26 protein-coding genes are annotated in these 26,027 nt (G+C 68.3%); 14 read left to right on the top strand and 12 right to left on the bottom strand.

Annotation, left to right across the window (positions count from 1 at the left end; genetic code table 11):
* Nucleotides 1–361: 361 nt before the first annotated feature.
* Complete coding sequence (locus QH470_RS28365) at nucleotides 362–772, bottom strand: DUF5318 domain-containing protein (protein ID WP_400180729.1); 411 nt, start codon at nucleotides 770–772, stop codon at nucleotides 362–364.
* Nucleotides 773–1,029: 257 nt separating this feature from the next.
* On the opposite strand from QH470_RS28365, the gene QH470_RS28360 reads away from it, so the two are divergent.
* The gene (locus tag QH470_RS28360; protein ID WP_280275416.1) at nucleotides 1,030–1,587 is read left to right on the top strand and encodes a PadR family transcriptional regulator; all 558 of its coding nucleotides are present in this window, start codon (nucleotides 1,030–1,032) and stop codon (nucleotides 1,585–1,587) included.
* Nucleotides 1,580–2,698 (top strand): inositol-3-phosphate synthase, encoded by a 1,119-nt coding sequence (locus tag QH470_RS28355; RefSeq protein ID WP_280275415.1) that lies wholly within the window; start codon nucleotides 1,580–1,582, stop codon nucleotides 2,696–2,698. Before QH470_RS28360 ends, QH470_RS28355 begins: the two co-directional genes overlap by 8 nt.
* Before the next feature lie 84 nt (nucleotides 2,699–2,782).
* Here the strand turns inward: QH470_RS28355 and QH470_RS28350 are convergent, their stop codons facing one another.
* From QH470_RS28350 to QH470_RS28325, 6 genes are all read right to left on the bottom strand, one after another.
* Entirely contained in the window at nucleotides 2,783–3,208 is a 426-nt protein-coding gene (locus tag QH470_RS28350; RefSeq protein WP_187685859.1) for a GyrI-like domain-containing protein, read from the bottom strand.
* 12 nt (nucleotides 3,209–3,220) lie between these two features.
* On the bottom strand, nucleotides 3,221–3,691 hold the full coding sequence (locus QH470_RS28345; RefSeq protein ID WP_280275414.1) for a GyrI-like domain-containing protein: 471 nt from the start codon (nucleotides 3,689–3,691) through the stop codon (nucleotides 3,221–3,223).
* 324 nt (nucleotides 3,692–4,015) lie between these two features.
* Entirely contained in the window at nucleotides 4,016–6,292 is a 2,277-nt protein-coding gene (locus tag QH470_RS28340) for a transglycosylase domain-containing protein (protein WP_280275413.1), read from the bottom strand.
* 106 nt (nucleotides 6,293–6,398) lie between these two features.
* Nucleotides 6,399–7,286: a carbohydrate ABC transporter permease gene (locus tag QH470_RS28335; protein WP_280275412.1), complete on the bottom strand. Its 888-nt coding sequence runs from the start codon at nucleotides 7,284–7,286 to the stop codon at nucleotides 6,399–6,401.
* Entirely contained in the window at nucleotides 7,286–8,215 is a 930-nt protein-coding gene (locus QH470_RS28330) for a carbohydrate ABC transporter permease (RefSeq protein WP_425302800.1), read from the bottom strand. Before QH470_RS28330 ends, QH470_RS28335 begins: the two co-directional genes overlap by 1 nt.
* Before the next feature lie 133 nt (nucleotides 8,216–8,348).
* The gene (locus QH470_RS28325; protein ID WP_280275410.1) at nucleotides 8,349–9,650 is read right to left on the bottom strand and encodes an ABC transporter substrate-binding protein; all 1,302 of its coding nucleotides are present in this window, start codon (nucleotides 9,648–9,650) and stop codon (nucleotides 8,349–8,351) included.
* A gap of 201 nt (nucleotides 9,651–9,851) precedes the next feature.
* On the opposite strand from QH470_RS28325, the gene QH470_RS28320 reads away from it, so the two are divergent.
* The 3 genes from QH470_RS28320 to QH470_RS28310 all read left to right on the top strand — a co-directional run bounded on the left by QH470_RS28320 (nucleotide 9,852) and on the right by QH470_RS28310 (nucleotide 11,804).
* Nucleotides 9,852–10,679, top strand: a complete 828-nt coding sequence (locus QH470_RS28320; protein ID WP_280275419.1) for a DUF2786 domain-containing protein — start codon at nucleotides 9,852–9,854, stop codon at nucleotides 10,677–10,679.
* 22 nt (nucleotides 10,680–10,701) lie between these two features.
* A complete protein-coding gene (locus QH470_RS28315; RefSeq protein WP_425302799.1) occupies nucleotides 10,702–11,214 on the top strand; it encodes a TIGR04338 family metallohydrolase in 513 nt (170 codons plus the stop codon).
* Between the two features lie 149 nt (nucleotides 11,215–11,363).
* Nucleotides 11,364–11,804, top strand: a complete 441-nt coding sequence (locus QH470_RS28310) for a hypothetical protein (RefSeq protein WP_280275409.1) — start codon at nucleotides 11,364–11,366, stop codon at nucleotides 11,802–11,804.
* Between the two features lie 88 nt (nucleotides 11,805–11,892).
* Here the strand turns inward: QH470_RS28310 and QH470_RS28305 are convergent, their stop codons facing one another.
* Complete coding sequence (locus tag QH470_RS28305) at nucleotides 11,893–12,867, bottom strand: o-succinylbenzoate synthase (RefSeq protein ID WP_280275408.1); 975 nt, start codon at nucleotides 12,865–12,867, stop codon at nucleotides 11,893–11,895.
* Nucleotides 12,868–12,969: 102 nt separating this feature from the next.
* Here QH470_RS28305 and QH470_RS28300 point away from each other — a divergent pair, with 102 nt between their 5' ends.
* A complete protein-coding gene (locus QH470_RS28300; RefSeq protein ID WP_280275407.1) occupies nucleotides 12,970–13,362 on the top strand; it encodes a hypothetical protein in 393 nt (130 codons plus the stop codon).
* Nucleotides 13,363–13,386: 24 nt separating this feature from the next.
* Here QH470_RS28300 and QH470_RS28295 read toward each other — a convergent pair whose 3' ends face one another.
* The gene (locus tag QH470_RS28295) at nucleotides 13,387–14,556 is read right to left on the bottom strand and encodes a thiolase family protein (protein WP_280275406.1); all 1,170 of its coding nucleotides are present in this window, start codon (nucleotides 14,554–14,556) and stop codon (nucleotides 13,387–13,389) included.
* Nucleotides 14,557–14,681: 125 nt separating this feature from the next.
* Between QH470_RS28295 and QH470_RS28290 the strand changes: the two genes are divergently transcribed.
* On the top strand, nucleotides 14,682–15,194 hold the full coding sequence (locus QH470_RS28290) for a winged helix-turn-helix transcriptional regulator (protein WP_425302798.1): 513 nt from the start codon (nucleotides 14,682–14,684) through the stop codon (nucleotides 15,192–15,194).
* A gap of 23 nt (nucleotides 15,195–15,217) precedes the next feature.
* Here the strand turns inward: QH470_RS28290 and QH470_RS28285 are convergent, their stop codons facing one another.
* The gene (locus tag QH470_RS28285; protein ID WP_280275404.1) at nucleotides 15,218–16,306 is read right to left on the bottom strand and encodes an ABC transporter ATP-binding protein; all 1,089 of its coding nucleotides are present in this window, start codon (nucleotides 16,304–16,306) and stop codon (nucleotides 15,218–15,220) included.
* 138 nt (nucleotides 16,307–16,444) lie between these two features.
* On the opposite strand from QH470_RS28285, the gene QH470_RS28280 reads away from it, so the two are divergent.
* From QH470_RS28280 to QH470_RS28250, 7 genes are all read left to right on the top strand, one after another.
* Nucleotides 16,445–17,239 (top strand): LLM class F420-dependent oxidoreductase, encoded by a 795-nt coding sequence (locus tag QH470_RS28280; protein WP_280275403.1) that lies wholly within the window; start codon nucleotides 16,445–16,447, stop codon nucleotides 17,237–17,239.
* Nucleotides 17,240–17,352: 113 nt separating this feature from the next.
* Nucleotides 17,353–17,505, top strand: a complete 153-nt coding sequence (locus QH470_RS28275) for a hypothetical protein (protein WP_280275402.1) — start codon at nucleotides 17,353–17,355, stop codon at nucleotides 17,503–17,505.
* Between the two features lie 4 nt (nucleotides 17,506–17,509).
* Nucleotides 17,510–18,616, top strand: coding sequence for a YeiH family protein (locus tag QH470_RS28270; protein ID WP_280275401.1), 1,107 nt, complete (start codon nucleotides 17,510–17,512; stop codon nucleotides 18,614–18,616).
* A 31-nt stretch (nucleotides 18,617–18,647) separates the two neighbouring features.
* Nucleotides 18,648–20,447 carry an ABC transporter substrate-binding protein/permease gene (locus QH470_RS28265; RefSeq protein WP_280275400.1) on the top strand — a complete coding sequence of 600 codons (1,800 nt, stop codon included), beginning with the start codon at nucleotides 18,648–18,650 and terminating at the stop codon, nucleotides 20,445–20,447.
* Nucleotides 20,444–21,172, top strand: coding sequence for an amino acid ABC transporter ATP-binding protein (locus tag QH470_RS28260; RefSeq protein ID WP_280275399.1), 729 nt, complete (start codon nucleotides 20,444–20,446; stop codon nucleotides 21,170–21,172). The genes QH470_RS28265 and QH470_RS28260 overlap by 4 nt, the downstream gene beginning before the upstream one ends.
* A 100-nt stretch (nucleotides 21,173–21,272) precedes the next feature.
* Nucleotides 21,273–23,330, top strand: coding sequence for a PhoX family protein (locus QH470_RS28255; protein WP_280275398.1), 2,058 nt, complete (start codon nucleotides 21,273–21,275; stop codon nucleotides 23,328–23,330).
* A gap of 108 nt (nucleotides 23,331–23,438) precedes the next feature.
* Entirely contained in the window at nucleotides 23,439–23,735 is a 297-nt protein-coding gene (locus QH470_RS28250) for a hypothetical protein (RefSeq protein ID WP_280275397.1), read from the top strand.
* Between the two features lie 7 nt (nucleotides 23,736–23,742).
* Here the strand turns inward: QH470_RS28250 and QH470_RS28245 are convergent, their stop codons facing one another.
* Both QH470_RS28245 and ggh read right to left on the bottom strand, forming a co-directional pair.
* Nucleotides 23,743–24,489: a glycoside hydrolase family 25 protein gene (locus QH470_RS28245; protein ID WP_280275396.1), complete on the bottom strand. Its 747-nt coding sequence runs from the start codon at nucleotides 24,487–24,489 to the stop codon at nucleotides 23,743–23,745.
* Nucleotides 24,490–24,592: 103 nt separating this feature from the next.
* Nucleotides 24,593–25,927 (bottom strand): glucosylglycerate hydrolase, encoded by a 1,335-nt coding sequence (ggh, locus tag QH470_RS28240; protein ID WP_280275395.1) that lies wholly within the window; start codon nucleotides 25,925–25,927, stop codon nucleotides 24,593–24,595.
* Nucleotides 25,928–26,027: the final 100 nt, after the last annotated feature.

The raw sequence follows: 26,027 nt of genomic DNA, 5'->3' as shown, positions 1-26,027 counted from the left end.
GGGCGGCGGGGCGGCGGACCACCCGTGCCGCGGGGCGCCGGGCCGGGACCCTGCCCCGGACGGACCGGCGGTAGCGGACGCCCGGGCGGCGGGCCGGACGGCCGAGGCGGCGGGTAGCCGCCGGGCCGCGGTTGCGTGCCGCGTGGGGGTCGCTCACCGTGGGGGCCATCGTCGTGGGGCGAAGTCACAGCCTGGATCTCCATAACTCGAAACGGTCCGGGTAGCTCGTTGCGATCGTTGCGCTGTTCGATTGGGGATCGAAGCGGGAGCCTACGCGGTTACGCACGCTGCCTGCTACGCCTCCCGGCGATCGATCGCGGGCGGGCACACCTGTGCTCCGCATTTCAGTCGGCGGTGCCCATCACTCGGCGGCGGTCCGACGGGTGCCGGTACGCCGGCGACGAGGCGTCGGCGAGTGCCCGAGTACGTAGGACTGCACCAGATGATTCCAGCTGCAGGTGCGGCACACCTCGACGACGTGCACCGTGAACTCCTCGCGGGACTCGGCCAACCGGACCAACTCCTCGGGCGTGCGGGCCGAACCCGCCACCGGGCCCAGCCCCTCGCCGTAGACCCACGATACGAGAGTCAACTGCTCTTTCCTGCAGATGGGACATGTGACCTCGCTCCCCCGCCCGTGGAACTTCGCCGCCCGCAGCAGATACGGGTTCGCATCGCACACCTCGGCGACGCCCACCCGGCCCGCATAGACGTCGGCCAGCAGCGACCGGCGCCGGAGCGCATAGTCCACTACCTGCCGCTGAATTCGCACGCATCCCAGAGTAGCGGGGACACCGGACAAGCGCTGCCGCGCTGTTCGATCGAGCGCCCCGCGTACGGGTGGGCTCCAACACCGTCCGACCGCTCGGTTTGCCCTCCCGTTCGACGATTCCGGGACAAACCGGACGACGGGCGGAGCGCGCGGGGGAGTCGTCGCACACAAACCTATCGCGCAATGTATCGCTCCGATATAGTTTGGAATCGCATCTACCGGTTAGGTCTGCAGACAACAGTCAGGAGGTGAGGCCCGTGCTCGAGTTGGCGATTCTCGGGCTGCTCCTGGAGTCGCCCATGCACGGCTACGAGCTGCGCAAGCGGCTGACGGGCCTGCTGGGACCGTTCCGAGCCTTCTCCTACGGATCGCTCTACCCGACCCTGCGCCGCATGCAGGCCGACGGGTTGATCGCGGAGGAGAGTCCCGCCGGCGCGGTCACCCGACGGGCGCGCCGGGTCTACCAACTGACCGCACCGGGTCGCGAGCGGTTCAGCGAACTGCTCGCCGACACCGGTCCGCAGAACTACACCGACGACGGCTTCGGCGTTCATCTCGCCTTCTTCAGCCGCACTCCCGCCGAGGCGCGGATGCGGATCCTCGAGGGCAGACGACGGCAGGTCGAAGAGCGCCGAGAAGGTCTGCGGGAGGCGATCAAACGGGCCAGCGGAACCCTGGATCGCTATACCCGCCAGCTCCACCAGCTCGGGCTCGAATCAAGCGAGCGCGAAGTGCGCTGGCTCAACGAGTTGATTGCAGCGGAGCAGTCAATGAAGGCGGCACCACAGAAAGAGGGAAATATCGGCCATGAGTGATGTCAACACGGCTGAGCACGGCGCGAGCGCCGCATCCGACACCGAGATTCGCGTGGCCATCGTGGGCGTGGGCAACTGTGCCTCCTCGCTGGTCCAGGGCGTGCAGTACTACAAGGACGCGGACGCGGAAGCGACCGTCCCCGGCCTCATGCATGTCAAGTTCGGTCGCTACCACGTGCGCGACGTGAAGTTCGTCGCCGCGTTCGATGTCGACGCCAAGAAGGTCGGATTCGACCTGTCGGACGCGATCTTCGCCAGCGAGAACAACACCATCAAGATTTCCGACGTGCCGCCGAGCGGTGTCGGCGTGCAGCGCGGCCCGACGCTGGACGGCATCGGCAAGTACTACGCGGAGACCATCGAGCTGTCCGACGCCGAGGCGGTCGATGTCGTCCAGGTGCTGAAGGACGCGAAGGTCGACGTGCTGGTGTCCTACCTCCCGGTGGGTTCCGAGGAGGCCGACAAGTTCTACGCGCAGTGCGCCATCGACGCCGGCGCCGCGTTCGTGAACGCGCTGCCGGTCTTCATCGCCTCCGACCCGGTATGGGCGAAGAAGTTCGCCGACGCCGGCGTCCCGATCGTCGGTGACGACATCAAGAGCCAGGTCGGCGCCACCATCACGCACCGCGTGATGGCCAAGTTGTTCGAGGATCGTGGCGTGCAGCTGGACCGCACCATGCAGCTGAACGTCGGCGGCAACATGGACTTCAAGAACATGCTCGAGCGGGAGCGGCTGGAGTCCAAGAAGATCTCCAAGACCCAGGCCGTCACCAGCAACCTCAAGAAGGAGCTGGGCGCGGGCGACGTGCACATCGGCCCATCCGACCACGTCGGCTGGCTCGACGACCGCAAGTGGGCCTACGTGCGGCTGGAGGGTCGCGCCTTCGGTGACGTGCCGCTGAACCTGGAGTACAAGCTCGAGGTGTGGGACTCGCCGAACTCGGCGGGCATCATCATCGACGCCATCCGCGCGGCCAAGATCGCCAAGGACCGCGGCCTCGGCGGCCCGATCCTCCCGGCCTCGGCCTATCTGATGAAGTCCCCGCCGAAGCAGATGGCCGACGACGTCGCCCGCACGGAGCTGGAAACGTTCATCGTGGGAGCGGAATAGCAGCAGCTTTTCCGCCGACAGCGGTATCGGCGACGAGGGAAAGCCCGGCCCGAATGATTCGGCCGGGCTTTGCTTTACGCCCTACTAGTCCAGCGAGACGTATACCTCGACCGACGTCGGCCCGGTGTAGCGCTCGACCTCCGCGGTGTGTGAGCGGGTGATGGTTCCGGCGCTCTCCGCCTTGGCGACCTGTGCCCATGCCGTGCGCAGCAGGTCGTAGGGCTTGTCGGAGACGACGAACTTGGCGTAGCGCCCGGCCGGTATGCGGGTCATGACATCGCCGACATCGAGCTGCTCCAGCGAATCCAGCGCGTAGCCGAGCACCGCGACGGCGTGGTCGTGTTGGCCGATGTAGGCCGCCACCCGGGGCACGCTTTTCTCCCGGCACAGGTACCGGTCCCAGGTGAAGTTGACCAGGTCCAGGTCGCGGGCGGTCACCTCGCGGCCCGCCAGCGGGACGGTGAGGCCGGCCACCAGGCTCTCGTCCAGCGTGACGATCTCGAAGTCCACGATGTGCCCCCTCTACTTGTCGCCGTCGCCGGTCGTGCCGTCGTCCTTCAGGGCGACGAACACCTCGACCGTCCGCACGTCCGGATAGTGCTCGAAATCGCCGGTGTAGGCGCGCACCAGCGCACCGGCCGCCTCCAGATCCCACACCGCGCGCCACAGCGACACGATGGTGTCGCCGAGGTCGTCGCCGGTGCGGATGAACCGCGCGAACCGGCCGGCCGGCACTCGGGCAAGCACGTCACCGGGCTGCAGGTCGGCCAGGCTGTCGCAGCGATAACCGACGATGTGGGTCAGATACGATCCGATCTCCGGTGCGTGGTCCACGTACGCGGTCGCCGGCGGGCCGGGTAGTGGGCGCGCCAGATTGCGCTTCCACGCCTCCTCCACCCGCAACCGCCGCGGTCCTTCGACCGCCAGCGCCGGGCTCCGTAGCACCGTCCCCGCCACCAGCGTCTCGTGGCGGTCAACGACATTGAAATCCACCGGTGTCGCCCCTATGTCTCGTGCTGTGTGCCGTCCCGCGCGGCTCGGACCGACGCCGGACTGGTTACTCACTGTGCGCACATCCTCCTGCATCCTGCCATCGCCGTCGGATATCGACCCATCCGGAATCGTTTCGGACCATCCATGATCATCCGGGCGGATCCTTGCCATGTCATCGATTCCGCGAGACCTGCCCGTTCGCGTCGGCGGCCACGCGGTCTGCGCACCGGGTTCGCACCCGGCTCCACCCTATCGGCGGCGACTGGCCGACGGTCGCACAACGAGGATTCGTTTTGTCACAACCGATGCGGCGTGTCCTCCGCATCAGCCCGGCACGGGGATGCTCAAACCGGGGAAGATCTCGACCTGTCTCGGTTCCGGCGGTGCGGGCGCCGGCTCGGGGGGTGCGGGCGGGAACACGATCACCGGGTCCGGCGGCCCGTCCGACGGCGGCGCGAGCACATCGAACGGTCCCTGAGCCTCCGTCGGTGGCGCCGGCGGGCCGCCGAACAGCGGGCCCGCCGAAGCGGCCGGACCGGGCGTGGGGAACTGCTCGACCGGGCTGCCGGCCAGCGCGCCGTCCATGGTCTGCTTCCAGATGTCCGCGGGCAGTCCGGAGCCGTAGATCGGGGCGTCGCGCGAGGTGCGGATCGGCTGGGACTGTTCGGTTCCCACCCACACCGCCGTGGACAGCGACGGCGTGAAGCCGATCATCCAGGCGTCCTTGTTGGCGCCGGTGTCACCCAGCTGTGTGGTGCCCGTCTTGGCCGCCGACGGCCGCCCCGCCAGATCGTGCCGGTTCGAATACGCCGCGATCGGCTGCATCGCCTGTGTGACGCCGTCGGCCACGTGCTTGGGCAGCCGCTGTTCGCCCTGCGGCATCCGGCCCTGCCCCGGCGCGCCGCGGTCCAGCAGCACCCGGCCGTCACCGGCGACGACGCGCTGCACGAAGTACGGCCGGTGATATACCCCCGACGCCGCGACCGTCGCGTACGCCGAGGCCATATCGATGGGCCGCACTGAATAGACGCCCAGCACGATCGACGGCGTCGGGGTGCCGCCGCCCTCCTCGGTGAGCGTCTTGCCGGGCACCCCCGGAATCTGGTCCGGGATCCCGGCCAAGTGCGCGGCATCGGCGATGGCCTGCGGGCCCACCACATCGGCGAGCCGATAGAAACTGGTGTTCAGCGAGCGCTTGAAAGCCTCGGCGAGCGAACAGGTTCCGCACGACTCACCCTCGACATTGGTGACCTTGACACCGTTCACCGTCACCGGCCCGCTGTCGAGCTGATACGACAGCGAGACGCCCTGTTGCAACGCGGCCAGCACCGCGAACGTCTTGAACGACGAACCCGTCTGCAACGGGGCCTGAGCGAAATCGAAACCGACGCCGTCGTCACCGCCGTAGTAGGCGCGCACCGCACCCGAACGCGGATCGATCGACACCACCGCGCCGCGCAACTCCGGCGGCTGCGGTCCGAGCCGGTTGCGCACGGCGTCCACCGCGGACTGCTGGGCGCGCGCGTCGATGGTCGTCACCACCTGCAGCGCCCCGGTATTGATCTCCTGCTCGCTCACCCCGGCCGCGCGCAACTCGCGCAGCACCTGGGTGCGGACCAGTCCGGCCGGGCCGCGCGCGGCATCGTCGGCCGCGACCGTGATCGGCGCGATGTCCGGGAACCGGAGCCCGGCCCGCTCCGCCGCCGGCAGCGTGCCCATCTCGACCATGCCGTCGAGCACGTAGTTCCAGCGCGACTTCAGCTGCGGCAGATGGGTTTCCGGGTCGAGGATCGACGGCGTGCGCACCACCGCGGCCAGCACCGCGCCCTCGGCCGGGGTCAGCTCCGGCACCGGCTTGTCGAAATACGCCTTGGCCGCCGCCGCGATGCCGTACGCGCCACGGCCGTAGTAGATGGTGTTCAGGTAGGCGGCGAGGATGTCGTCCTTGCTCCACTGCCGCGCCATCTTCGCGGAGATGATCAGCTCCCGCATCTTGCGCGACAGGGTGCGCTCGGAGCTGAGGAACGCGTTCTTGACGTATTGCTGGGTGATGGTCGACCCGCCACCGGCGTCGTCGCGCGACAGCACGTTGTCGCGGGCCGCGCGCAGGAACGCCGAGGCCGAATAGCCGGGATTGGTGTAGAAATTGCGGTCCTCGGCCGAGAGCATCGCGTCGCGGACCGGCTGCGGTACGTCCGACAGCGGCACCGGCGTCCGATTGCCTTCCGGCGGAACCACTTTCGCGAGCACCGTGGTGCCGTCGGAGGCGGTGATGGTGGCGATCTGATTGGTCTGCACCGCCGCCGGATCCGGGATCTCGGCGCTCCAGTACGCCAGCGTCGCCAGCAGCGCCGGAAACACCAGAAAGATCACGAACAGCGCCAGCAGCAGCCGCCGCACCCGCTGCGCCCGCGTGCGCGGCGGCCGGGCCTGCGGCGTCTCGAGAGTGGGTGGCCGCCCCCGCCGCCGGAGCCGGTACTGCTGCTCGCGCTGCCGCCGCGCCGTGCCACTCGATGGATCGTTCCATCCGGCGACCGAGGCGTACGGGGCGTCGTTCCGATTGTCGTGGTGCCGTCGCTTACGGATCGAACTCACGATCATCTCCTGAGATGCCGGACCTATTGCACGAACACCTACCCGAACAAAGCTCGAACTACCGCAAATACCCCAATCGAAACACAGACTACTGGTTCGAGAGCACGGGTTGTCAGCTCTTGACGCCGCCTGCGGTCAATCCGGAGATGATGCGGCGCTGGAAGAGCAGGACCATGATGACTAGGGGGACCGTGACTATGGTGCCGGCGGCCATGATCGCGGCGTAGGGCTGGACCAGGGGGTCGTTGCCGGAGAAGCGGGCGATGGCGACGGTGACGGGTTCGGTGGAGTCCGAGGACAGCAGGCGGGCCAGCAGGTATTCGTTCACCGCGGCGATGAAGGCCAGGATGGCGGTGGTGAATACGGCGGGCGCGGCCAGCGGGAGCATGATCAGGCGGAAGGCCTGGAAGCGGGAGGCGCCGTCGATGCGCGCGGCTTCCTCGAGTTCCCAGGGCAGCTCGGCGAAGAACGACGCCAGGATGTAGACCGTCAGCGGCAGCACGAACGAGATGTTCGGGATGATCAGCGCCTGGTAGTGGCCGATCCAGCCGATGTCGGTGAACAGCTGGAACAGCGGCGTCACCAGCACCACCACGGGGAACATCGACGCGCTCAGCACCAGCCCGGCCACCAGGGTCTTGCCCCGGAACGTGAGGCGGGCCAGGGCGTAGGCGGCCAGCATCCCGATCAGCAGCGCGATGGCCGCGGTGGCGAGGCCGATGATGATGCTGTTGGTGACCGCCCGCCCGAAATCGTTGCCGCGGCTGGTGTCGAACGCATTGCGGAAGTTCTCCAGCGTGACGTGCGTCGGCCAGGGCGTGTTGTCGAAGGTGTAGGCCGGGTCCCGGAAGGCCGTGACCACCATCCAGTAGAACGGTCCCAGCCCCCACACCAGCACGATCAGCGCGCCGACGTAGACCCGCGCCGAACGCAGGCGCTTCGTCCACGGCACGGGGGCGGCGGCGGTGGCGCCGGTGGGCGCGTCGGTAAGCGTGGTCATCAGTGCGCCTTCCGCTGTTCTTCCTGGGTCGCGACGGCATTGGCGCCCAGCACCTTCACCAGTACGAAGGCGACCGCGAAGATCAACAGGAAGGTGATGACCGACAGCGCCGCGGCACTGTTCTGGCCCTGGCGTACCTGGTCGACCACCAGGATCGAGATGGTCCGCGTCGCCGGGTTGCCCTGCGTCATGATCGCCGGCAGGTCGTAGAGCCGCAGCGCGTCCATCGTGCGGAACAGCACCGCGACCAGCAGCGCCGGTTTCAGCAGCGGCAGCGTGATGTGGATGAAGCGCTGCCGGGCCGAGGCGCCGTCGACCCGCGCCGCCTCGTACACATCACCCGGAATGACTTGCAGCCCCGCCAGAATCAGCAGCGCCATGAACGGCGTGGTCTTCCAGACGTCGGCGATGATCACCGCGAACCGCGACCACCACGGGTCGGTCTGCCACAGGATGTGGGTGCCGAGCACCCGGTTCACCACCCCGTCGTACTGGAACATGAACTCCCACAGCCGAGCCGTGACGGCGGTCGGGATCGCCCACGGGATCAGCACGGCCGCCCGCAGCAGCGCCCGGCCGCGGAAGGTCTTGCCCATCACCACGGCCATGCCGAGCCCGATGGTCGCCTCCAGCGCCACGGTCACCACCGTGAACAGCAGCGTGATGCCGATGGCCGCCCAGAACTGCGAGCCCAGGTTGCCGGTGGGGCAGGCCTCGTAGCTCCCGCCGGGCAGGGTGCACTGCTGCAGCAGCCAGTGCGTGTAGTTGCCGAACCCGGCGAACCCGCCGTCCTCGAACATCCCGGTGGCGTCGTTGAGCCCCGAGTCCTTCTGGAAGGACATCACCACCGCCCGCACCACGGGGTAGCCGATGACGACGGCCAGCGCCACGAGTACGGGTGCGACGAACAACCACGGCCGCGCCGGAATACTTCGGGATCCGGACCGCCGACTCGGAGTCGGTTCCGCCGGTGCGGCGGGCGGCGCGAGGTCGGTCGCTCCCGAAGGATCTGACACGTTCTTCTCTCCTACGGGGCTGGCTCGGTGGGTGCTTCTCCGGCGGCTACGATCCGGCCGCCTGGATGCCCTTCTGCATGCCGGTGATCGCGTCGTCGACGGACTTGGCTCCGGTCAACGCAGCATAAGCGTTGTCCTGGATGGCTTTCGACACCGCAGGATAGTAGGGGGTGACCGGGCGCGGCACCGCGCTGGCGATCGAATCCTTCAGCGCCGGCAGGTAGGGGAACTTCGCGATCAGGGCCGGGTCGTCGTACATCGACTGGCGCACCGGCGGGAACGCGCCCTCGGCGACGATGCGCTGGGCGTCCTCGCTGATCATGAAGCGCAGGAAGTCCAGCGCGGTGGCCTTGTGCTTGGAGTAGGAGCTGATCGCCGCGTTGTACCCACCGAGGGTGGAGGCGCCGATGCCGTCCTTGCCCGGCAGCGGCGCGACGCCGACATTGCCCTTCACCGCCGAGGAGTCGGCGTTGGCGACGCCGTAGAAGTTCGGCCAGGTGCGCAGGAACAGCAGCTTGCCCTGGGCGAAGGCGTTCTGGCTCTCGGGCTCCTTGAAGGAGATGGCCTCCTTCGGGATCTCCCCGTTCTTGTAGGCGTCGACGAGCACCTGCAGCCCGGCGCGGGCCTGCGGGCTGTTCACGGTCGGGGTCTTGCCGTCCGGGCCGACGAAGGTGCCGCCGAAGGCGTTGATGACCTCCGCCGAGTTCACGGTGAGGCCCTCGTAGGGGGCGAATTGCCCGGCGTAGCAACCGATCTGGTGGTCACGCGCGGCGCCGCAGTTGTTCAGCAGCTCCGACCAGGTCTTCGGTGGGTTCGGCACCAGGTCCTTGCGGTAGTACAGCAGCCCGCCGTTGGTGTTGCGCGGGGCCGCGTAGAGCGTGCCCTTGTAGGTGGCGCTGGCGACCGTCGGCGACAGCAGCATGGCGGTGTCGATGGCGAAGGAGTCCTGCAGCGGCTGGATCCAGCCCTTCGCGGCGAACTCGGCGGTCCACGGCACGTCCAGCGCCATCACGTCGTAGTCCGACTGCTTGGCCCGCATGTGCTGGGCCAGGTCGTCGTACTGCTGGGAGGCGTCGTTGGACTGTTCCTTGAATGTCACCTTCTCGTCGGGGTGCGTGGCATTCCAGCGCTCGATGAGCTGCTTCACCGCCCCCGACTCGGTGGTGTCCTTGCCCTCCACGTAGGTGATGGGCCCGCGGCCACTCAAATTCTGACTGGTGGCGTCGTTACCCCCGCCGCTCGAGCACGCACTGGTGAAGGTCGCGGTGAGCAGCGCGGCCGAAACAGCGGCCAGCGCGGCGCGTGACACCAGGGACGAGCGTCGTGACGACACCTTGTTCAAAGCCATCGATACTCCAGGGTCGAGACGTGAGCGAGCTTGCGAGCGAACCATCGACACAGCGCGCTCCGGTGCACGAGTGACGCCGAACGCCAGCGAGGAGTGCTCGTGAGCGCCAGCACACTCAGCCGGTTGCACAAGGCAAGATACATTGTTCGGCGCGAGTCGTGTCGGCCGGTTCTTCTATCCTGGGCTTCGATGTCGACCCAGCTGACAAACGACAAACTGCTCACAAGGATCGGTGGGCTGCTCCGCCAGGCCGAGTCGACCGACAACGAGCACGAGGCCGAGGCGTTTCTCGCCGCCGCACAGCGCCTGGCGACCCGTTCGTCGATCGACCTGACGGTGGCGCGCGCCCATATCGCCGGCCGCGAGCATCGGAAAACGCCGACGCAGAAGGTGATTGCGATCGGCGCGGCCGGTAAGCGCGGACTGCGCACCTACGTGCAGCTGTTCGTGGCGATCGCGGCGGCCAACGATGTGCGCTGCGATGTGGCCCGCTCGTCCACGCAGGTGTACGCCTACGGTTTCGACACCGACATCGCCACCTGTGAGGCGCTGTACGCGAGCCTGCTGGTGCAGATGGTGCGGGCTTCCGACCAGTACATCAAGTCGGGCCGGTACAAGTCGGCGACGGTGGAGAAGATCGTCGTCGAGAACCGTTGGGGCCGTAAGGTGCAGCGCCGCGTGCAGGCCCCGGTCGCGGCGGTGACGGCCCGGCTGAACTTCCAGATGGCCTTCGCCGCCCGGGTCGGCAAGCGGCTGGCCGAGGTGCGCGCGGACGTGGAGGCCGAGGTGCGCGCGGAGCCGACCACCGCTCCGGGCACCGAACTCGCCCTGCGCGACAAGGAACTCGAGCTGCACGACTTCTATACCCGCACCTCGGAGGCGCGCGGCACCTGGCGCGGCCCGCAGGAGTCGGCGGGCTACTCCGCCGCCGCCCGGCGGGCCGGGGACCGCGCGGGGCGCGCGGCGCGACTGGGTTCGTCTCCCGAATTGGGCGCGGCTCGCGGGCAACTCGGCTCGGGCGACGGGTGAGCGGGCGGGCGGGGATTGCCTGGTGAGTGCGCGAGATACCCAGCGCGCCAAGGTCTATGACGCCGAGGGCCTGGTGCGGCGAATGTTCGAGCGCGCCGACGAGTACGGCTCCCGGACGGTGGATCTGCACGGCTCGCAACTCACCCTGCCGATCGAGCGGCGCTTCGCCTCGGTGGAATCGGTGCAGACCTACGTAGATCGTGTCTTGTCACTGAATTGGGTTCGTGCGCAATGGGAAAGGTCACAACGGCCGTTGACCGTCCGAGCCCGGGCCGGTGCGTCGGCCGCGCACTATGAGGTCGAGACCGCGGTACTGGCCGTGCCGCTGCACACCCGCGGCGCCGCGTGGGCGCTGCGGGAGCTGGTGATCCTGCACGAGGTGGCACATCACCTGGAGCCCGGCGGCGCCGAACCGGCCGCGCACGGGCCCGAATTCTGTTCTCGCTACGTGGAGCTGGTGGACGGCGTGATCGGCCCGGAAGCCGCGCTGCTGCTACGCACCACCATGCTGGGCTGCGGCGTCCGCCTCGGCTGACCTTCCTCCCCCTATGGCCCGAGCCACAACCACGAGCGATCTACGTTCGAAGTACGTACGATCGAACTACGTACTATTAATCTACGTAGATGAGCTCTGCCGTACAGGTGAACAGAGCGCACGACAGCAACGAGGCAAAGGGGCCGACAATGCGACGTGTACTTCCGAGGCGACATCCGGCGACGGACCGAAGACCTCACCCCGACGCGACGGCCGGTCGCCGCGCTTCCCGGACGGCCGCACTGGCCCTGGTCGCGGGCGCCGCCGCGCTCGGCTCCGTGGTCGCCGCCGGCGCCGCCACCGCCGATCCGGGCGCGCGGGCGGGCCACTCCGACCGCGGCCCCGCCGACCCGCGCGACACCACCGGCTGGCGGCACATCGACCCCCGCGGCTACCACCACCTCGAAACGAATCAGCTCCGCCAGAACGAGATCCGCGACAACAGGCGCGAGTATCGCCGGGGCAACAACGGTCCCCAGCAGCCCGAACGCGCCCTGGGCACCGAGAGGGGCGCCTCCACCTGGACCGCGGTCCCGAACGCGGACGGTACCGGCTGGCAGGTCTGCCGCCCGCACGCTTCCTGGTGCTGAGATCGCCTGCGGCCTGAGCGGTCACGAATCACTCCGTCGCGGCATATTTCGCCGTCCCAGCGCGAATTGTGTCCGCCGAGGCCGGAAGCTAGGGCAATAGGCGGCGGACGCGGTCGAGACGGTAGCGCCACCAGCGCACCCGGTCCGCGTCCGGATGGCGGAAGCGTTGCAGCAGTTCGGGATCCGGCCGCGGCGGCACCGTCGGTACCGGGAGGAATCCGTCGACGGGGAGCAGAGGCTGTGCCGTGACGTCGCCGTCGAACAGGCGCAGTGTGCCCAGCCCGCAGGCGAAATCGAGCTCCGGCAGGGCGGCGGCGAGGGCGAGCTGAGCGGACAGTCCGACGCTCGTCTCCAGTGCCGAGGAGACCACGCAGGGCAGCCCGGCGGCCTCGGCGACCCGCAGCGCGCGGCGCACGCCGCCGAGCGGAGTGCACTTCAGCACGGCCACGTCGGCGGCCCCCGCGACCGCTACCCGCAGCGGATCCTCGGCGCGGCGGATGGATTCGTCGGCGGCGATGCGGACGTCGACCCGGCGGCGCACCTCCGCCAGCTCCTCGATGGTCCGGCAGGGTTGTTCGACGTACTCCAAACCGCCTGCGGCCCGGTCGATTCGACGGATGTGTGCGACCGCCGTATCCACATCCCACACGGCGTTGGCATCGATCCGCACGGCCCCGCCGGGTCCGAGGGCGTCGCGGACCGCCGCCACTCGCTCGAGGTCCTCGGCGAGGGCATCGGGATGGTCGGCGACCTTGACCTTCGCCGTGCGGCAGCCCGATCCGGCGACGATCTCGTGCGCCCGCTCGGGCCCGACCGCGGGCACCGTGCAGTTGACCGGAATCCGTTCCCGCACCGGCGCCGGCCACCCCTCGGTGATCTGCTCGACCGCGGTGGCCAGCCAGTTCGCCGCCTCCCGGTCGTCGTACTCCGGGAACGGGCAGAACTCACCCCACCCCAGCGGCCCCTCGACCAGCATCCCCTCCCGCACCGTGATCCCGCGGAAGCGCGTCCGCAGCGGAATCGCGTAGACGAAGGCGGACTCGGGATCCAGCAGCTCGCTCACCCCGGCAGCCTAACCAGCGCCGAGCCGCAACTCCTCGGCCCGGTTCTCGGACTGAGTAGTTCTGCGGATCCCGAGACGCGGCCGGTCGGCCACGCTGGAACCATGATGACCTACCCCGACCCGATGGCCTACCCGCCGATGCCGATGCCGATGCGGCCCGCGCCCCGGCCCCTCCGGACGTGGGATCTGGTGCTGGCCATCGTCCTGTACTCACTCGCCGCCCTGCTCGGCGTGTGCGCGGCGTCGTTCACCCCGTTCTTCGTCATGGCCACCGACCCGTGCGGCTACGGCACCGGGTGCCGCGAGGAGTTCGCCACCTGGGGCATCCTGGTCTCATGGGGCGGCACCGCGGCGGCCCTCGGCGGCGGACTGGTGATGGTGGTCGTCGCGGCGGTCAAGCGCTGGTACATGTGGTGGTGGGCGGCGCTCGCGCTGCTGCTGGTGCCCGCCTCGTTCGTCACCGGCATGTTGCTGGCCGGACAGGTCACCGGCTGAACGCGAGATGCCGCCCGGCCCGCGTCACAACCGTTCGAAGACGGTGGCGTTGGCCAATCCCCCTGCCTCGCACATGGTTTGCAGCCCGTACCGCGCGCCGCGTTCCCGCATGGCGTGCACGAGGGTGGTGGCCAGCCGGGCGCCGGACGCACCGAGCGGATGTCCCAGCGCGATGGCCCCGCCGTGCACGTTGACCCGCGACAGGTCCGCGCTGGTCTCGCGCTGCCACGCCAGCACCACCGACGCGAACGCCTCGTTGATCTCGATCAGGTCGATGTCGGACAGCTGTAAACCGGCGCGCTGCAATACCTTCCGCGTGGCGGGGATGACGGCGGTCAGCATCAGCAGCGGATCGTCGCCCGCCACGGCGAAGCTGTGCAGCCGAGCCAGCGGGGTGAGGCCGAGCTGCGCGGCCTTCTCGCTGGTCGTGATGAGTACGGCCGCGCTGCCGTCGTTGATCTGGCTGGCGTTGGCGGCGGTGACATTCCAGCCGATCTCGGGGAATCGGGCGGCGTACGCCTCGCTGTAATAGGCCGGTCGCAGGCCCGCGAGCGTGTCCAGGGTGCTGCCGACCCGGATGCCTTCGTCGGTGGTCAGCCCGGCGATGGGGGCGAGTTGCGCCTCGAACGATCCGTTCTTCGTTGCGGCAGCGGCCTTTTCGTGACTGGCGAGGGAGAACTCGTCCATGGCGGTGCGGCTGATCCCCCAGCGGGCGGCGATCAGCTCGGCGCTGATGCCCTGTGGCACAAGGTCTTCCGGATAGCGCTCGCGGAAGGCGACCCCGTCGAGATCGGTGGCGCCGAGTACGCTCGCGCCCATCGGGATCCGGCTCATCGATTCCAGTCCGGCGGCGACCACCATGTCGTAGGCTCCCGCGATAACGCCCTGCGCCGCGAAGTGGATGGCCTGCTGGCTGCTGCCGCACTGCCGATCGACGGTGGTCGCGGGCACCGATTCGGGGTAGCCGGCGGCCAGTGCGGCCCGGCGGGTGATATTGACGGCCTGCTCGCCGACCTGCGTGACGACGCCGCCGATCACGTCGTCGATCAACTCCGGATCCACTCCGCTGCGCCGCACCACCTCGCGCAGGCTGTGCGCGAGCAGGTCCACCGGATGCACGTCGTGCAGGGCGCCGGTCGGCTTTCCCTTGCCGATGGGGGTGCGCACTGCCTCGACGATGACTGCGTCTCTCATGACGGTTCCTTCCGAGTGCCGCGACGCCGCGGTCTCCACCGAACGATCTTCTAACTAAACCGTTCTATAGTCAGATTACGAGCTGACAATAGTTGCCACAAGTCAGAATTGCTATGATCGATCTCATGGCGGCTGTACTGGAAGGACCCTTGCGTGACCTGAGGTCGTGGAAGCCCGACGATTGCTCGATCGTCAAGGCGCTCGATATCGTCGGCACCCGCTCGGCGCTGCTCATTCTGCGGGAGACGATCTACGGCACCACGCGTTTCGACGGCTTCGCTGCCCGTGTGGGTATCACCGACGCCGCCGCGTCGGCCGCCCTGCGCAAGCTCACCGAGGCCGGCCTGCTCCGCAAACAGCCCTATCGCGAGGACGGCAAGCGCACCCGCGACGAATACGTGCTGACCACCAAGGGCCGCGACCTGCTACCGGTCGTGTTCGCGCTGTGGCAGTGGGGCGACCAGTACCTCCAGGACGGCGAACCCCCGCTGGAGCGCCTCGAGGACGCCACGGGCGAGCCGGTGCGCGTCGAGGTGCGCAGCGCGTCGGGCAACGAGGTGCCCTTGGAGAACCTCCGCATCCGCGTCAACCGGAAGTGGCGAGCGGCGCGGAGGCGGGAAATGCCCTCGACGCTCTGAGGCGTCGAGGGCGCGTTCGAGGGTCAGTTCAGGCGGCTGCCGTCCTCCGGCGCGAAGAAGTAGATGTGCTCGGAAGTCGCTGTGAGGGAGAGCTTTTCGCCCTTGGCCGGCGGATTGCGCCAGTCCGCCCGCGCCACGATGGTCTCGCCGGTGCCCGTGGCGCCGTCCGCGCCGAGGGTGCGGCCGTAGATGTAGGCGTCGGAGCCGAGTTCCTCGACCACGTCGACCTCCATCGCGATACCGTCACCGGATCCGGCGAGGTCGAAGTGCTCCGGCCGGATGCCCACCACGACGGTTTCCCGTACGGCGTCGGCGACCGTGCGCGGCACCGGCAGCGTGTGACCGCCCAGCACCACCCCCGCGTCCTCGATCGGCAGCGTGAACAGGTTCATCGCCGGAGAGCCCATGAACCCCGCGACGAACAGATTCGCCGGATCCCGGTACAGGTCGCGCGGCGTCGCACACTGTTGCAGCAGACCGTCTTTCAGCACCGCCACCCGGTCGCCCATGGTCATCGCCTCCACCTGATCGTGGGTGACGTAGACGGTCGTGGTGCCGAGGCGTCGCTGCAACTGTGCGATCTGGGTGCGGGTCTGCACGCGGAGCTTGGCGTCCAGGTTCGACAGCGGCTCGTCCATCAGGAACACCTGCGGCTGCCGCACGATCGCCCGGCCCATCGCCACCCGCTGGCGCTGGCCGCCGGACAGCTGCTTGGGCTTGCGGTCCAGGTACTGTTCGAGATCGAGCAGCGCGGCCGCCTCGCGCACCCGCTGGTCCCGCTCCGTCTTGGCCACCTTCGCCATCTTGAGCGCGAAACCCATATTGTCCGCGACCGTCATGTGCGGGTAGAGCGCGTAGTTCTGGAACACCATCGCGATGTCGCGTTCCTTGGGCTCGGCCGCGGTGACGTCCTTGTCGCCGATCAGGATGCGCCCGCCGTCGACGTCCTCGAGCCCGGCGAGCATGCGCAGCGAGGTGGACTTGCCGCATCCAGACGGACCGACCAGGACCAGGAATTCGCCGTCGGCGATCTCGAGGTTCAGCTGGTCGACGGCGGGTTCGGTGGCGCCCGGGTACAGCCGGGTCGCGCGGTCGAAGGTGACCGTGGCCATCGTGAATCAATCCCTTCACCGGCAGGAACGTGCCGGACGATCCGAGTAGAGGGGTGGTGCGGCGCGGCCGCAGTCGGGAATCCTACTGCCCGGACGGGTAGCCTCGCCTGCGAAGCATCGACACCGCGAGGAGGAGCTATGGCCCGACCCGTTCGGATCGGAGTTCAACTACAGCCCCAGCACGCCCCCGACTACGCACTGATCCGCGACGCCGTGCTCCGCGCCGAGGATGCGGGCGTCGACATCGTGTTCAACTGGGACCACTTCTATCCCCTCTACGGCGACCCCGACGGTGCGCACTTCGAGTGCTGGACCATGCTCGGCGCCATCGCCGAGCAGACCGAACGGGTCGAACTGGGCGCGCTGGTCACCGGCGGCGGCTACCGCAATCCGGATCTGCTGGCCGACATGGCCCGCACCGTGGACCACATCTCCGGCGGCCGCCTGATCCTCGGCATCGGCGCGGGCTGGTTCGAGAAGGACTACGACGAGTACGGCTACGAATTCGGTACGGCGGGAACGCGTCTGAACCTGCTGAAGGAATACCTGGCCCGCATCGACAGCCGATTGAAGAAGCTCAACCCGCAGCCGGTGCGCGACATCCCGATCCTCATCGGTGGCGGCGGCGAGAAGAAGACGCTGCGGCTGGTCGCCGAGTACGGCGACATCTGGCACACCTTCGCGGATCTCGATGTGCTGGAACGCAAGTCGAAGATCCTCGCCGACCATTGCGCGGCCGTCGGCACCGACCCGGAGGACATCGAGCGCTCGGTGGACTGGCCCGGCGCCGACAAGGCCCCGGCCCTGGTGGCCGCGGGCGCCACCACCTTCACCGTGGGCACCGACGGTCCCGACTACGACCTCTCCACCCTGGTCGAGGCCATCCGCTGGCGCGACGAATTCAATCCTGAGTCCGTCACCGGCATCGCCTGATTCGGCGATCGAATCGGGCTGATTCCATCACTTCCCCCGGGAGGTGATGCGGTTCATCATGGCGGCTGGTCGCGGGAATGCACCGGGATCAGCCGCGATGAGGGAGTTCGGCCATGAGTGAACCGGGTGCTGCGCCCGCGCCGGAAGATGCGGCGGCGTCCGCTTCGGTATGGCGGCGGATCGGCGTCGACTGGTGGGCGGTGATCGTCGCGGGGGTCGTCGTGCTGCTCGCCGCCGCCGACGTGCTGCCGAAGATCCCGTGGTGACTCGATGACCACCGAAACCTCCACTCCGGCAGCGGAATCCGGAGCACTGCGCGGCGCGCTGGCCTATCTGCCGGGTATCGTCCTGCTGATCGCCGTCGGTCTGCTCGGCAAGTACACCCAGACCTGGGTGAACGACTTGGCCCACGACCACCACTGGCGCTTTCCCGATATCGAATACGTGCTGTGGGCCATCGTTTTCGGGCTGATCATCGCCAATACCGTTGGCGTGCCCCGGATCTTCAAGCCGGGCATCGGCACCTACGAGTTCTGGCTCAAAGTGGGCATCGTCGCATTGGGTTCCCGCTTCGTGCTCGGTGACGTCGCGAAACTCGGCGGCACCAGCTTCGTGCTGATCCTCATCGATATGACGGTGGCGGGCGCGATCATCCTCACCGTCGCCCGGCTGCTTGGCCTGTCCGGGAAGCTGGGTTCGCTACTGGCCGTGGGCACTTCGATCTGCGGGGTGTCGGCGATCGTGGCCGCGCGCGGCGCCATCCGGGCCCGCAACGCCGATGTGGGTTACGCGATCGCGGCGATCCTGACCCTTGGCGCGGTGGCGCTGTTCACCCTGCCCGCGATCGGCCACGGCCTCGGGCTGACCGATCACGAGTTCGGCCTGTGGGCGGGCCTGGCCGTGGACAACACCGCCGAGACCACCGCCACCGGCTACGCCTACTCCGACGCCGCGGGCAAGCTGGCGGTGCTGGTGAAATCGACCCGCAACGCGCTGATCGGGTTCGTGGTGCTCGGCTTCGCCCTGTACTGGGCCGCGCGCGGCGAGGCCGACACGCTGGCCCCGGGACTGCGCGCCAAGGCGGCGTTCGTGTGGGCGAAGTTCCCCAAGTTCGTGCTCGGCTTCCTGGCGGTGTCCGCGCTCGCGACGGTGCACTGGATCGACAAGCCGCAGCTCGCCAATCTGGGCAATGTGTCGAAGTGGGCGTTCCTGCTCACCTTCGCCGGGGTCGGTCTCAACACCGATTTCCGTGAACTCGGCCGCAGCGGATGGCGGCCGCTGGCGGTGGCGGTGGTCGGGCTGGTCGTGGTGGCGACGGTGTCGCTGGGGTTGGTGCTGTTCACCGTGCGGGTGTTGCACTGGGGCGTGGTCGACTGATGGGTAGGGTTTCCGGCTAATGTTCTCGCCTATGGTCCGTTCGTCCGTGTCGCGATCCCGTGCGCTGCTAGCGGTGTTTTCGGTGCTGAGTCTGCTGTTCCTCACGGCCTGCGGCTCGGACAGCAGCAATTCATCGGCAAGCAGCGGATTGTGCGCCCCGCCGGGTGTCGAGTCGGCCTCGGCGGCCCCGGCCAACCTGGCCACGGGGCCCGATGCGGGCGCCGACCGGTTCACCACCGAGCGCACCGTCCCGCTGGACGGCATCGACATCGGCAAGTTGGGTCTGCTCACACCGGGCAAGCTGAGCGTCGGCACCCTGTCGGACGCCCCGCCGAGCATCTGCGTGAACGGCCAGGGCGTATTCACCGGATTCGACAACGAGTTGCTGAAGGCGGTCGGCGCGAAACTCGGCCTGCAGGTGGAGTTTTCCGGCACCGAGTTCGCGGGCCTGCTGGCTCAGGTGGCCAACGGTCGCTTCGACGCCGGCTCGTCGAGCATCACCACCACCGACGCGCGCCGCCAGCTGGTCGGCTTCACCAACGGCTACGACTTCGGGTACTTCTCGCTGGTCGTCCAGAACGGCAGCCCCGTCAAGGGCTTCTCGGACCTGAAATCCGGCGTCCGGATCGGCGTGGTGCAGGGCACGGTGCAGGACGAATACGTCGTCAACACCTTGAAGCTCGATCCGGTGAAGTTCCCGGACTACAACACCGCCTACGCGAACCTGAAATCCGGGCAGATCGACGCGTGGGTGGCGCCGTCGGCGCAGGCCACGGGCGCGGTCAAGCCGGGCGACTCGACTTCGATCGTCCAGAACACCTTCAGCCTGGACAACTTCACCGCCTGGGCGGTGCGCAAGAACAACCAGCCCCTCATCGACGCCCTCAACGCGGGCCTGGACGCGGTCATCGCCGACGGGACCTACGCGAGGCTCTACTCCGACTGGGCGCCGCGCTCCTTCCCGCCGGGCTGGAAGCCGGGCTCCAAGGCGGCCCCGCTGCCGCAGCTGCCGGACTTCGACAAGATCGCCGCCGAGCACCAGAACACCGCCACCGCGCAGTCGGCGCCGAAGTCGACGCTCGCGCAACTGCGCGACACGTTCTTCGATTGGTCGCTGTACCGCAAGGCTTTTCCCGACCTCGTCAAGACCGGTCTGCCGAATACCCTGATCCTGGCGCTGGTTTCGGGCGTGCTGGGCACCCTGCTGGGCATGCTGCTGGCGGTCGCCGGTATCTCGCGGACACGCTGGTTGCGCTGGCCCGCAAGGATTTACACCGATATCTTCCGCGGCCTGCCCGCGGTGGTGATCATTCTGCTGATCGGGCTCGGCATCGGGCCGGTGGTCAAGAACCTCACCGGCAACAACCCGTACTGGCTCGGCGCGGTCGCGCTGGCACTGCTGGCCGCCGCCTACATCGGCGAGATCTTCCGGTCCGGCATCCAGTCGGTGGAGGCCGGACAGCTGGAGGCCGCCCGCGCCATCGGATTCGGCTACCGGCAGGCGATGACGCTGGTGGTGATTCCGCAGGGGGTGCGCCGCGTGCTGCCCGCGCTGATGAACCAGTTCATCGCGCTGATCAAGGATTCGTCGCTGATCTACTTCCTGGGCCTGCTGGCCTCGCAGCGCGAACTGTTCGCCGTCGGGCGCGACCTCAACGCGCAGACCGGCAACCTGTCCCCGCTGGTCGCCGCCGGTCTGGTCTATCTGCTGCTGACCATTCCGCTGACCCATCTGGTCAACTACATCGATCGCAGGCTGCGGACCGGGCGGCGGGAGAATCCGGCCGAGCCCGTCGAACAGGCTGTCGTCACGGAAGGACGCGGAGCATGAGCAGTTCCTCCCTGACCGGTACCGATCTGCGTCTCACCCTGGGCGGCAACGAGGTGCTGCGCGGTGTCGACATCCATGTCGCCGCCGGGAAGACCACCACCGTGATCGGCCCGTCCGGATCGGGCAAGTCCTCGCTGCTGCGCGTACTGAACCGCTTGCACGAACCGGACTCCGGCGATGTGCTCATCGACGGCGTCTCGGTACTCGGCGAGGATCCGGACAAGCTGCGCCAGCGCATCGGCATGGTGTTCCAGCATTTCAACCTCTTCCCGCACATGACCGTTGTGGACAATGTGGCGCTGGGCCCGCGCAAGCTGCGCGGCCTGTCCAAGGACGCGGCGCGCGCGGTGGCGGTCGAACAGCTCGAGACCGTGGGCCTCGCCGCCCGCGCCGACGCCCGCCCGGGCAATCTGTCCGGCGGCCAGCAGCAGCGCGTCGCCATCGCGCGGGCACTGGCGATGAAACCGGAGCTGATGCTGTTCGACGAGGCGACCTCGGCGCTGGATCCCGAACTGGTCAAGGGCGTGCTGGCGCTGATGGCGGACCTGGCGGCGGGCGGCATGACCATGATCGTGGTCACGCACGAGATGGGTTTCGCCCGCTCGGTTTCCGACAGCGTGGTGTTCATGGATCAGGGCACCGTGGTCGAATCCGGTGCGCCGGAGCGGCTTTTCGACGACGCCGGGACCCCGCGGCTGCGGCAGTTCCTCTCGCAGGTGCTGTGATCTGAGGGTCGCCTAATTGGTCGGAAGTTCACTCGTTCGTCTCCTGCGGCTCGCGCGATGCGTTTAGCGTGCGCATCGCCGGACCATTCGAGGAGCGATTGTGAATCTCAAGCCTTTGTCTCTGTTCGTGACGCACGACGGCCGCTCGTCGCGCTCCTCGACCACCTGCGCCTACAAGTGTGGAAACGCCTGTTTCCACGAGGTGCCCAACACCTCGGACGGTGAGTACTTCGGCGATATCGTCGCGTCGATCTCGCGCCGGCGGTTGCTGCGGGGCAGTGCGGCGGTCGTGCTGGCCGCCGGGGCGGGCACGGTCCTTGCGGCCTGCGGGGACGACGAGCCCGAGCCCGCCGGGAACAGCAGTCCCGGCACGGGCACGGCTTTCCCGGCCGTGGCGCCCAATACCCAGGACGCGGTGGTGACCCCCGACGGTTATCAACAGTCGGTGGTCATCCGCTGGGGCGATCCCGTGCTCCCGGGCGCGCCGGCCTTCGACTTCGGTAAACAGACCGCGGCCGCGCAGGCCGAGCAGTTCGGCTACAACAACGACTTCGCGGCACTGCTGCCCATCGAGGGGCAGTCCGACTCCTACCTGCTGGTGGTGAACCACGAATACACCACCGAGCCGCACATGTTCACCGGCTACGTCCCGGACGCGCCGACCCGCGAGCAATTCGAGATAAGCCTTGCGGCGCACGGCCTTTCGGTCGTCGAGGTGAAGGGCGAGTCGGGGTCGGGCAAGCTGACCCCGGTGCTCGGCCGCTACAACCGGCGTGTCACCGGCACCACCGAATTCACCGTGACCGGCCCGGCGGCGGGCAGCGCTCTGCTGAAGACCTCCACCGACCCGACCGGAACGAAAGTGCTGGGGACACTGAACAATTGCTCCGGCGGAGTCACCCCGTGGGGCACGGTGCTGTCCGGCGAGGAGAACTTCAACCAGTACTTCGCCGGGGTGCTGGCCGACCCGGTCGCGCAGGACCGCGGCAAGCGCTACGGCCTCGGGCATCCGGGCGCGGGCCAGGGCGAGATGCCGCGGCACTGGGAGCGTTTCGACAAGCGCTTCGACGTGGCGCAGGAACCCAACGAGTCGAACCGCTTCGGCTACATCGTCGAACTCGACCCCTGGGACCCGACCGCGGCGCCGATCAAGCACACCGCCCTGGGCCGGTTCAAGCACGAGTCCGCCAACATCTACGTCACGTCCGACGGCACCGTGGTGGCGTACTCCGGCGACGACGAGCGCTTCGAGTACATGTACAAGTTCGTCTCCGCCAAGAAGATTCAGCAGGGCAACACGGCGGCGACCCGCAAGCACAACATGACGATCCTCGACGAGGGCACCCTCTACGTCGCGAAACTGACCGGCGATCACCCGGATCAGGTCGACGGCAGCGGAAAGATGCCGTCGGACAAGGGATTCACCGGTAAGGGACAGTGGATTCCGATCCTGCAGACCGCCGCCGACGGCAAGGGCACGTCGCTGGTCGAGGGCATGTCCGCCGAGGAGGTCGCGGTGTTCACCCGGGTGGCCGGCGACAAGGTGGGCGCCACCAAGATGGACCGCCCCGAGGACTTCGAGCCGAACCCGAAGACCGGCAAGGTATACGTGGCCCTCACCAACAACAGCAACCGTGGCGCCGAGGGCAAGGCCGCCGCGGACGAGGCGAACCCGCGCAACCAGAACAAGAACGGTCAGATCCTCGAGCTCACCGACGACCACCGGGGCACGGCGTTCACCTGGTCATTGCTGCTGGTCTGCGGCGATCCCCAGGCGGCCGACACCTACTTCGCGGGCTTCGACAAGACCAAGGTCAGCCCCATTTCCTGCCCGGACAACCTGGCCTTCGACCCCTACGGCAACCTGTGGATATCCACCGACGGCAACGCGCTGAAATCCAACGACGGCCTGTTCTCGGTGGTGCTCGAGGGCGAGCGGCGCGGTGAGACCAAGCAATTCCTCACCGTGCCCAAGGGAGCGGAGACCTGTGGACCGGTGGTGACCGAGAAGCGGGTCATGGTCTGCGTGCAGCATCCGGGCGAGGTCGACGGCGCCTCGGCGGACAAGCCCGCGTCGCACTGGCCCGACGGCGGTTCCTCGCAGCCGCGACCGTCGGTGGTAGCGGTGTGGAAGGACGGCGGCACCATCGGCGTGTAGGCCGGGGGCGCGTCGCTCGATCTGTGGATTAATGCGCACCTGTTAATGTGTGGTTATCGTCACGCATGTCTTTCGGCATGGATACTCCACAGGAAAGAGGACAGTTCGATGACCACAGCACACCTCACGCACACCGATCACACCCATGCGCACGGCGCGGGGTGCGGACACGTGTCGGTGCCCCACGGCGACCACGTCGACTACGTGCACGACGGCCATCTGCACCGCGAGCACGACGGCCACTTCGACGAGTGCGAGCCGGCCGGGCACCGCGAGCACACCGGCCACGACCACGTGCACGGCGAAGGCTGTGGACACGTGGCCGTTCCGCACGGCGACCATGTGGACTACGTCCACGACGGCTGCCGCCACGCCGCCCACAACGGCCACTACGACGAGCACTGAACGGGAACTACCCGCTACCGGACGACGGCATATTGGCGAAGCGGGCGAAATCGCCCTGCGCTCCGCTGTAGACATTGAGATCGGTGCGGCCCGCGATGCCCGGGATCTGCCCGGAATCGGTGGTCTGCCAGAAGGTCCAGGCGGGCCAGCCGCCGGGCACCTCGGGCTGCTCGTTGCCGCGGTAATCGGCGATCCACAGGGGGTAGCCGGTGAACTCGTTGCTATCGGCCATCGCGGTGCGCCAGAAGTTCGGATAGGTGTAGACGATCGGCGCGCGGCCGGTGAGGGCCTGCACCGTATTCAGATAGCGATGGGTCCAATCGATCAGCGCGGCCGGTGGCAGGCCGCCGGAATTCTCCAGGTCCAGCACCGGCGGCAGGTCCAGTGGGCCGTTCTGCCCGAGCACGACCGTCGCGTACAGCACGGCCTGCGGTTCCGGCGGCAGTTCCGGATGCGCGTAGTGGTAGGTGCCCCGGGCGACGCCCGCCGCGCGCATCAGCACGCTGTCGGGGACGAAGTACGGGTTGACGTAGTTCAGACCCTCGGTGGCCTTCACCATCGCGAAGTGATTGCCCGCGGCCTTCACCTCGAACCAGTTGATCATCCGGCCGTCGATGTGCTGCCAGGACGACACGTCCGGGCCACTCGGTTCGGCGGACACGGTAGTTGCTGAAAGGATGCCGACTGCCGCCAGGGCGGGCAGGGCCAGAAGCGTGCGACGAACTTTCGGACGAGCCACGGTGCGTCGATACATGGTTATGAGACTAGGCAGCCCGGCCGGATGTGACCACAGACCGCGCTGGGATTCGTGACGAGTGATTGCTCCGGATGCGCGGATCCGGGGCTTCGTCCCAAATTCAGCCGAGCCAGTCGAGTACGGAAGCCGCCGTCCACGACTGCTGCATGCTGCCCAGCGGCTCGCCGGTGAAGGGGTCGTAGTACTCGGCGAAGCTGCCGTCGCTGGCCTGGCGCAGGCCCTCCGCCCGCAGCATGAACGACCGCTCCGCCCAGCCGCGGCGGGCGAACACCCAGGAGAACAGCCAGCTCATCACCGGCCACACCGGACCGCGCCAGTATTCGCGGGCGCGAAAGTCCTTGGCCACCGGCGAGGTCGACGGCGGCAGCGCGTAGCGCAGATCCGGATGGCCGCAGAAGCGCGGGCCCTCGAACAACCGCAACAGGCTGCGCTCCGCGTCGCGGGGCAGGCCGCCGGACAGCAGCGGCGCGAACATGGCCAGGGTCTCGGTGGTGATCCAGCGACCCAGGCGCACATCGTAATCGCGGGCCGCGCCCGTGCGCGGATCGGTGGTGGCGACGACGCCGGCGCGGAAGTAGTCCGACCATTCGTACAATTCGCGCACATCGGCATTGGGCAGGCGGTAGTCCTCGCCGATATTGGCCAGCACCTCACAGGCGAGCGCGAAGATGGCGGTGACGAACACGTCCTCCACCGCGAAGCTCATCGTCGCGGCCAGTTGGAAATCGTCGTATCCACACCGGCGCATCTGCTCGACAAGCCACATGTAGCGGTCGTATTCGCGGTCGCTGGGCCGTTGGGAGGCGTCGACCAGGGTGATGTCGGCGCGCTCGTAGGGCGTCAGGTCGCCGGGCACCACATTCTGATAGGCGCGGTCCCAGCGCGGCGAATTGTCCATCCCCGATTCCCAGCCGTGGTACAGGGTGAGTCGGCCGTTCTGCTTGGTGTCGCGCGCGTGTGCCAGCCAGCGATGCCAGCGCATCAGATCTACCCAGCGGCGGTTCAGGAATTCCTCGGCGACCGCGCGGGTGGTGCGGCCGTGCCGGCGGGAGTGGTCGAGGATGCGCTGCACGGCGATCGCGTGCACCGGCGGCTGCGTGATGCCGGAGGTGTCCGGGCCGTCGGGCGCGTTGGCGGCCAGGCGGCGGCACTCCCAGCGGGCCGGGCCCGGGAAGTAGCCGTCCACACCGTTGGCGAACACGATGTGCGGGATCATCCCGTTCTTCCACTGGGCCGACAGCAGCGTGTCGAGTTCGACCACCGCGCGTTCCACGCTCAGCGGCGCCAATCCGACCGCGACGAACGCCGCGTCCCAGCTCCACATGTGTGGATACAGCTTCGGAGCGGCGCTGGTCATGGTGCCCAGGTCGTTGCCACGCAGCAGGTACGCGGCTCGGGCCGCCAGTTGTGTCGGGGTGAAACCGGGCCCGTTCATCCCCCCATTCTGCGACGTCACCCTCAGGTATGCGCGCTGCGCGGGCGCACCGTCCGCCGTCCGCTGTGGTGCCGGCCGCTGTTCGGCAGTTCTCACGCTG

The sequence above is a fragment of the Nocardia wallacei genome (assembly GCF_029868745.1).
In the GTDB taxonomy this organism is placed as follows: Bacteria; Actinomycetota; Actinomycetes; order Mycobacteriales; family Mycobacteriaceae; genus Nocardia; species Nocardia wallacei_B.
Note: the sequence above shows the minus strand (reverse complement) of the source record. Positions and strands in the feature narration are given on the sequence as shown.

Bases quoted from the DNA above. Each gene is read 5' to 3' on its own strand.
- QH470_RS28260 (WP_280275399.1), top strand. From the start codon at position 20,444: ATGAGCAGTTCCTCCCTGACCGGTACCGATCTGCGTCTCACCCTGGGC.
- QH470_RS28280 (WP_280275403.1), top strand. From the start codon at position 16,445: ATGGCCCGACCCGTTCGGATCGGAGTTCAACTACAGCCCCAGCACGCC.
- QH470_RS28335 (WP_280275412.1), bottom strand. From the start codon at position 7,286: ATGACCACGCTTACCGACGCGCCCACCGGCGCCACCGCCGCCGCCCCC.
- QH470_RS28265 (WP_280275400.1), top strand. From the start codon at position 18,648: ATGGTCCGTTCGTCCGTGTCGCGATCCCGTGCGCTGCTAGCGGTGTTT.
- QH470_RS28290 (WP_425302798.1), top strand. From the start codon at position 14,682: ATGGCGGCTGTACTGGAAGGACCCTTGCGTGACCTGAGGTCGTGGAAG.
- QH470_RS28250 (WP_280275397.1), top strand. From the start codon at position 23,439: ATGACCACAGCACACCTCACGCACACCGATCACACCCATGCGCACGGC.
- QH470_RS28300 (WP_280275407.1), top strand. From the start codon at position 12,970: ATGATGACCTACCCCGACCCGATGGCCTACCCGCCGATGCCGATGCCG.
- QH470_RS28310 (WP_280275409.1), top strand. From the start codon at position 11,364: ATGCGACGTGTACTTCCGAGGCGACATCCGGCGACGGACCGAAGACCT.
- QH470_RS28270 (WP_280275401.1), top strand. From the start codon at position 17,510: ATGACCACCGAAACCTCCACTCCGGCAGCGGAATCCGGAGCACTGCGC.
- QH470_RS28285 (WP_280275404.1), bottom strand. From the start codon at position 16,306: ATGGCCACGGTCACCTTCGACCGCGCGACCCGGCTGTACCCGGGCGCC.
- QH470_RS28340 (WP_280275413.1), bottom strand. From the start codon at position 6,292: ATGATCGTGAGTTCGATCCGTAAGCGACGGCACCACGACAATCGGAAC.
- QH470_RS28355 (WP_280275415.1), top strand. From the start codon at position 1,580: ATGAGTGATGTCAACACGGCTGAGCACGGCGCGAGCGCCGCATCCGAC.
- QH470_RS28295 (WP_280275406.1), bottom strand. From the start codon at position 14,556: ATGAGAGACGCAGTCATCGTCGAGGCAGTGCGCACCCCCATCGGCAAG.
- ggh (WP_280275395.1), bottom strand. From the start codon at position 25,927: ATGAACGGGCCCGGTTTCACCCCGACACAACTGGCGGCCCGAGCCGCG.
- QH470_RS28245 (WP_280275396.1), bottom strand. From the start codon at position 24,489: ATGTATCGACGCACCGTGGCTCGTCCGAAAGTTCGTCGCACGCTTCTG.
- QH470_RS28325 (WP_280275410.1), bottom strand. From the start codon at position 9,650: ATGGCTTTGAACAAGGTGTCGTCACGACGCTCGTCCCTGGTGTCACGC.
- QH470_RS28275 (WP_280275402.1), top strand. From the start codon at position 17,353: ATGAGTGAACCGGGTGCTGCGCCCGCGCCGGAAGATGCGGCGGCGTCC.